Raw genomic sequence first — 5,192 nt, 5'->3', positions numbered from 1 at the left:
CGGCCTGTCGCCGACGGGAAGAACCCCGCCCACTCGCGCTCGAAAAACTCCCAGTCGATCAGCGTGGCCAATGTCACCAGCTCGTGGCGCAGGTCGATCAGGTCAACGAGACGCGGACGGAGGAGATCATCCTGCTCGGGTGGAGGCGGGCGGTGCTTCATGCGGCAGACCGATATTGCAGGGTTCCGGGCCAAATCCTATGAAACCCTGCACGCCAAATCGACCAAAACCTCCGGTTTCCATCACCAAATCAGATGCTTCGTCGTTGTTCAGGGCGAACTTGGTAGGCACCAGCTTGGAAGCCAGCTCTAGAAACGATGTAACCACTGTGGGCTCCAATATCGCCGACAACTGTTCTAAAGCTATGAATCACAGCCTGCGGCACACGGCTCGCCCAATTCTTGCATTCAACAATAGCTTTGTATTCTCGGCCTTGCACCGTCTCCGTCGCAAGAACGTCTAGCTCGACTTGCCCCCGGACCGTCGCGACAGTGACTTCAGTTTCTGCTGACCAACCACATTCCCGAAGTATCTGAGCCGTTTGTTCTTGCAAGTCTTGCCAAGTATTGGGCACAGCTTCAGTTATCATTATCAACCCGGCTCGCTTTCATTTATGCAAGCGTAGGGTAGGTGTTTGCGCGCCGCAAGGCGTGGGCTCGCCCATCGTCCCCGGCCGCCGGCAGGTGAACGTCGGCTCTGCCGAGAAGCACCCGCGCTACCGCGCAACCCCGTAAGGCGGGGTTCAGCCCGCCATGCAACATCAATGACTTGAGTAAAGGTGGCGGGCTGAAGCCCGCGCTACGCCACCTTCCAGCGCCCAGCCCGGCGCACCGCGCCGGGCGTTCGGCGCTGAGAACGGTCCCCCGGACCGTTCTCCGGGCGCGCCTCACCCTCAATACACCCCCTCCACCTCATACATCACCGGCTCGAACCCCCGGCACAGCGCGTTGATCGCGCGGTTCCTCTCCCGCATCTCCGGCGTGCGCAGCATCGCCTGGTAGTCCTTGCGGCTCGCCCACTGGGAGTAGTTGCACACCCGCGTCCGCGCGTCGTTGACGTGGAGCGCCGCGCCCAGGAAACCCGGCTGCTTCGAGATGACCTCCGCGAAGGCCGACTGCAGCGCCTCGATCAGGTCGAAGGCGGTGGCGGGCGTGGTCTCGAAGGTGGTGATGATGGTCTGTCCACTGAAGTCTCGACGGATCTCTGGCATGATGGCCTCCCTGACGATCCAAGGATGCCATGCTAGGTGCATGGCAGCCAGCATGGGTTAAGCCTCGGCGCATCCTACGTCACAACCTCTCCCCCTCTATCCCACTCACCTGCCGCACCCACTCCCCAAACACCCCCTCATCCAAAGCTCCCTCCTTCACATCGTAATACCGCACCTCCGGCATCTTCGACGCGCCCGGCGGCGGGGGTTCCAGCCGCGCGCCCTTGAAGAACGTCACCTTTACGTAGCGCTCGAAGCAATGCAGCGACAGGAACCACGTCCCCGGCTCCACGCCGTAGAGCGGCGAGTTCCACTTCACCGCCTTCCGCACGCCCGGCACCGCCTCGACGATCAGCGCGTCCATCCGCCGGGCGAGGTCCCCCTTCCAGCCCGGCGCGGCGGCGATCCAGGCCTGCACCGGCCCGTCGCCCTCGCCCTTGAGGATCTGCGGGTTGCCCCCGGACAAGAGGCGCGGCCCCTTCGTCTGCGGAGGATCGGTCCCGTCGCTCCTGGCGGCCCTGCGGTCCATGACGCTCCCTCCCCGCGGCAACGAGCCCAGCCTACCGCCCGGCCGGCTGCCGTCGCTAGCGAAACGGCGGTCCCTGGAACCGCGTCACGCTTCGCTTCGTTGCTGGGGAGTCACAAGATGGAGCATCCAGTCATGGCAAACGAAAGCCACATCAAGGGCACCGGCAACGACCTCGGCGGCAAGGTCAAGGAAGGCCTCGGAAAGGCGACCGGAGACAAGGACCTCGAAGCCGAGGGCCATGCCGACCAGGCCAAGAGCAACCTCCAGAAAGCCTGGGGCGACATCAAGGACGCCGTCAAGAAGTAGGCCCGAAGCGGCATGGCTCGGACGACAAAGGGTGGGCCCTCGGGCCCGCCCTTTTCGTCGGCCAAGAGGCGCCGCGCTACAACCCCGTCCGGATCGAGGCACCGCCTTTCACGTCGGACCGCTTGCCCAGAACGGTATCAAGCCGCCGCTGCATCTTCTTCGCGGCCCCGCTGCAGGCCTCCTCGACCGTTCCGGCCGTATGGTGCACGGCCACGGGCTCGTGCCCCGTGGGCCGCGCCTCGCAGGAGCAGTACTTGTCGTCGCCGCTCTCGCGGCTCGCGTTCTGATCGTTGAGGTGGAACACCACCGCTGTGAGCTGGTTTTCGAAGCGCCCCAAGATGACCCGGACCTGCGCCTCGATGCGGTCCTGCGAGGCGGCGTCGACGTGCAGGTCCTCGGCGTGGGTGAACTGGATGTGCATGGACTGGGCCTCCTGTCTGCGCCCCGACCTTGGCCAGGGGACGGCCTAGCTGGGGCGTGATCGCGTCGCCCCCTCAGGCGGGCCCGGTCGCAACGTCCCCGCCCTGCCGAGGTTCCGGGCAGCCCTCGGCGCCTTAGAAGTCGAAGATGTCGTCCAGCAGGCTCTTGCGTTTCTTCTTCTTGTAATAGTCATCGTCATGATGGCCGTGGGACCGCAAGTAGTCCCCCCGCGGCTCCTCGCGGCGCGGCTCCGGGTAGGGCTCACGGCGCGGCTCAGCATGGCTGTCGCGCCGGGGCTCCTGCAGCTGCATCGGCGGCACCGCCCGCTCAAGGATCTTGTCGAGCTCGCCACGGTCGAGCCAGACCCCTCGGCACTGTGGGCAATAGTCGATCTCCACGCCCGATCGTTCGGTCATCACGAGCGTCGCGCCGTCCACGGGGCATTTCATGGCATCATCTCCCTGTTGGTTCCCAGCACCTAGGTAGCCCCGCGCGCGGGCGCAACCCGCCCGGCTTGCGCCGGATCGTCCGCAGGGGCAGGCTCCGCCCATGGCCGACACACGACCCGATCCCATCCGCCCCACCGACGACGAGGCTCGTGCCCTTGCCCGTCGCCTTCTGCAGGAGGCTCGCCACGGCGCCTTGGGCGTGATCGAGCCCGAGTCGCGCGGCCCCCTCGTCACTCGTGTCGCCGTGGGCTGGGACGGCGCAGCCCCCCTGGTGCTGGTCTCGACGTTGGCGATGCACACCCGCGCGCTCCTCGCCGACCCGGCCTGCTCGCTCCTCGTGGGCGAGCCCGGGCCAAAGGGCGACCCTCTCACCCATCCCCGGCTGTCGCTGCAGGCCCGCGCCGGGCATGCCGACAAGGCTTCCTGTCGCGACGCCTGGCTCGCCCTCCACCCCAAAACCACGCTCTACTATGACTTTGCCGACTTCCTGCTGCTACGGCTTGAACCTATGGTCGGGCATCTTAATGGCGGCTTTGGCCGCGCTTTCCGCCTGACGCCGGGGGACCTACGGGAACCGTCCTGCCCCGCTTGACAGCGCGCGCGCGACAGGTCACATACGCCGCCGTGGGCTCGTAGCTCAGTTGGGAGAGCGCGTCGTTCGCAATGACGAGGTCAGGGGTTCGATCCCCCTCGGGTCCACCATTGCATCAACATAAGTCAGGCTTTGAGAGCTAATCGACTGTGGCTTGAGGCTTGAGCCATCAATTGTCTCTTCAGTTCTCTATGAAGGCTTGTTTCGGCCGACGTTGACAGATCATTCACCAACGCCGCACACACCTTCCTGAATTAGGATTTCGCCCACGTCCTCGCCAGAGTCGATTAGCGAGCAGGCCCCGACCTCCCGGTCATGGCTGCGCCGTCGCTCAAGGTCGCAGGCGGCGGCTTGGCCTCTCACGAGGTCGCGCATGAACATACCCGCGCCCTGCCCCTCGTTGGTGTCCATCTCAGCGCAGACGAGATTAGCAATGCACACGGGCACGCCCGCGACCTCGATGTTGTCGCCATCGCGGACATGCGTAACCGGACCTTCGACATAGAAGTTAGCGACGTGCGGGGCCTTGGCCGGTCGGCTCCTGGCGCGCTCGGCATGTGACGGTTCGGGCAGCCCTGCTCCGTCCTGGTTGTCCTTGCCTCCGTTCGCTCCGCGTCGGCGAGGGTGCAGTCAGCTTGCTCACGAGATGCGGGGGCCAAGGTCGAAGTGGGAAGCCATTTCCTATCCCTGCAGGGAGCAGGCCCAGGCTGTAGGCCGTGAGCCCGACCGCAAGCAGCAGGGCTATGACGCTCGCGCGATTGGGCCGACGACTGCCCCGCGAGGAGCGGCGGGCGCGAGTGGGCGCGGAGCGCTTGGCTGGTCGAGGCGTCACGCAGCGCCGCCCGCAGCCACGCGTTGGCCTTTGCGACAGAGCCCGAGCGCTCACCGCACATCCTCGCTCGACAGGCCCGTCCGAAGTGCCCTGTCGAGTGAGCAGGTCGGGGCCTGTTGGGCTGGTCAATCCATTCCATCCGAGTCACCAACAATGCCGCCCAGTCCTCCTCGCCGTTCCACTCATGTCCGCAGGCTAGGAAGCGCTGAGGCGCATCATGAGCTTTGTCATCTCGGGTTCGGGCCTGTCCTGCCGGGCGTCGATGGCCGCACGCATGCGAGCGAGTGCTCGCAAACAGGGAAGGCCCCTAACTCCTGCGAATTTGACTACCGGATGACAGTCCATTGCCTGATCGCAGGCTGACCTTTGCCATCGGCTCAGCGCAGGGTTGGCCCGTGCTGCCAGAGAACCTCTTGGCCCTCACCTTTGGCCCGCTCCTCCGCTTTCGGGACTGGCCCGTCGGAGGTGCAGACGAGCGGGAGCGCCGTACATAGGGTATAGGACGACGAGGGCCGCTTTATCTACGCCGGAGTGTCGGGCGGCACCGCAGACGCGAAGGGGCGGAGTCCGTGGGGCCGCCTCACCCCGCTCTCGTCGAGCGCAGGAGCGTTGTCCAGTTCTGCATCCATGTCTGCGACCGCTTGGTCTTGCAGGGACTGCATAACCGGCTCCACGAGGTCGCAGCGGGCACCCGGTCGCTTGACCAAGCAACGAAGGAGTTCATCCGGGAGCGGCTCGCCTTTCCCGTCGTGAGCGTCCCAGGTCCTTCAGAAGTGTTTGCACTGGGGTTGTTGCCCAATCTTGTGGGGGATGGTCGCGTAGGGGTTCGTGGCCCCTATCTGGGCCGCCATGAG

General features: G+C 65.5%; 7 protein-coding genes, 1 tRNA gene and 1 pseudogene. 3 read left to right on the top strand and 6 right to left on the bottom strand.

Annotated elements, in window-relative coordinates; genetic code table 11:
• The 4 genes and pseudogenes from FHG71_RS22695 to FHG71_RS22680 form a co-directional block, all read right to left on the bottom strand.
• Positions 1–161: pseudogene (locus FHG71_RS22695) on the bottom strand (IS5/IS1182 family transposase); the annotation flags it as partial.
• Positions 162–250: 89 nt separating this feature from the next.
• On the bottom strand, positions 251–589 hold the full coding sequence (locus FHG71_RS24860) for a restriction endonuclease (protein ID WP_139084037.1): 339 nt from the start codon (positions 587–589) through the stop codon (positions 251–253).
• 303 nt (positions 590–892) lie between these two features.
• On the bottom strand, positions 893–1,210 hold the full coding sequence (locus FHG71_RS22685) for an antibiotic biosynthesis monooxygenase family protein (protein WP_139084036.1): 318 nt from the start codon (positions 1,208–1,210) through the stop codon (positions 893–895).
• Between the two features lie 79 nt (positions 1,211–1,289).
• Positions 1,290–1,739, bottom strand: a complete 450-nt coding sequence (locus FHG71_RS22680; RefSeq protein ID WP_139084034.1) for a DUF1801 domain-containing protein — start codon at positions 1,737–1,739, stop codon at positions 1,290–1,292.
• A 132-nt stretch (positions 1,740–1,871) separates the two neighbouring features.
• Here FHG71_RS22680 and FHG71_RS22675 point away from each other — a divergent pair, with 132 nt between their 5' ends.
• On the top strand, positions 1,872–2,045 hold the full coding sequence (locus tag FHG71_RS22675; RefSeq protein ID WP_139084032.1) for a CsbD family protein: 174 nt from the start codon (positions 1,872–1,874) through the stop codon (positions 2,043–2,045).
• A gap of 76 nt (positions 2,046–2,121) precedes the next feature.
• Here FHG71_RS22675 and FHG71_RS22670 read toward each other — a convergent pair whose 3' ends face one another.
• Positions 2,122–2,466 carry a ribosomal subunit interface protein gene (locus FHG71_RS22670; RefSeq protein ID WP_139084030.1) on the bottom strand — a complete coding sequence of 115 codons (345 nt, stop codon included), beginning with the start codon at positions 2,464–2,466 and terminating at the stop codon, positions 2,122–2,124.
• 133 nt (positions 2,467–2,599) lie between these two features.
• On the bottom strand, positions 2,600–2,914 hold the full coding sequence (locus FHG71_RS22665; RefSeq protein ID WP_139084028.1) for a TFIIB-type zinc ribbon-containing protein: 315 nt from the start codon (positions 2,912–2,914) through the stop codon (positions 2,600–2,602).
• Positions 2,915–3,014: 100 nt separating this feature from the next.
• Between FHG71_RS22665 and FHG71_RS22660 the strand changes: the two genes are divergently transcribed.
• Positions 3,015–3,506: a HugZ family pyridoxamine 5'-phosphate oxidase gene (locus FHG71_RS22660; RefSeq protein ID WP_139084027.1), complete on the top strand. Its 492-nt coding sequence runs from the start codon at positions 3,015–3,017 to the stop codon at positions 3,504–3,506.
• A gap of 34 nt (positions 3,507–3,540) precedes the next feature.
• Positions 3,541–3,616: transfer RNA gene (locus FHG71_RS22655), tRNA-Ala, on the top strand.
• The last annotated feature ends 1,576 nt before the right edge of the window (positions 3,617–5,192 follow it).

Source organism: Rubellimicrobium roseum (genome assembly GCF_006152145.1).
In the GTDB taxonomy this organism is placed as follows: Bacteria; Pseudomonadota; Alphaproteobacteria; order Rhodobacterales; family Rhodobacteraceae; genus Rubellimicrobium; species Rubellimicrobium roseum.
The sequence above is the reverse complement of the archived record's forward strand: the minus strand, read 5'-3'. Positions and strand labels throughout refer to the sequence as shown.